This is a genomic window from Vibrio sp. 1580 (assembly GCF_033340055.1).
The window spans coordinates 1-513 of the sequence record NZ_JAWOVT010000760.1 but is presented as its reverse complement, the minus strand read 5'-3'; the positions used below and the strand labels follow the sequence as shown (position 1 = coordinate 513).

Below are 513 nucleotides of genomic sequence, written 5' to 3'. Positions count from 1 at the left end.
CCCTCCGCTCCCTTGATGGCGATTGTTCTCCTCATCCCCATCAAGCCACGACGGACTTTCGTCTGGATCGCTGTCAATGTAATCGGAGAGGTTTGGTTGAACATCGGCACACTCATTTAATACAGCAGCAATCACGGCCTCTAAAACTTCCACCGCTTCGGGTGGCATGTCGGGCCATGCGTTCTTTAGTTTCGGAAGGAGGGTGTCGAGGCGTGTACCTACTCTGGCGCATACCTGCTCTAAGGTGTCGACGATGATGTCTATTGGTGCGTAACTTTTTTCAAACAGTACGCGCTTGGCTTTTAGCATCGCCAACTTTTCGCGCCGTTCCTCTAACTTGAGATCGCGTTCTAATTTCGCAAACGCTTCCTCATCTTCTTGCTCGGTTTCCGGTTTTGAATCAGAGGCTTTTGATTGCGATTTATAGGTAATGTAAGCATGGATACACGCAAGAGGATCGATACCATTTCGCCCTTTGGCGACAGGCAGAACCCCTTGTTGCGTAAGGTTTCG

General features: G+C 49.9%; 1 protein-coding gene. It reads right to left on the bottom strand.

The genetic code is table 11. The features are described 5' to 3' along the window. Positions 1-513 (bottom strand): hypothetical protein (locus R7093_RS28245; protein WP_318147411.1); only part of this gene is annotated, 513 nt, incomplete at both ends.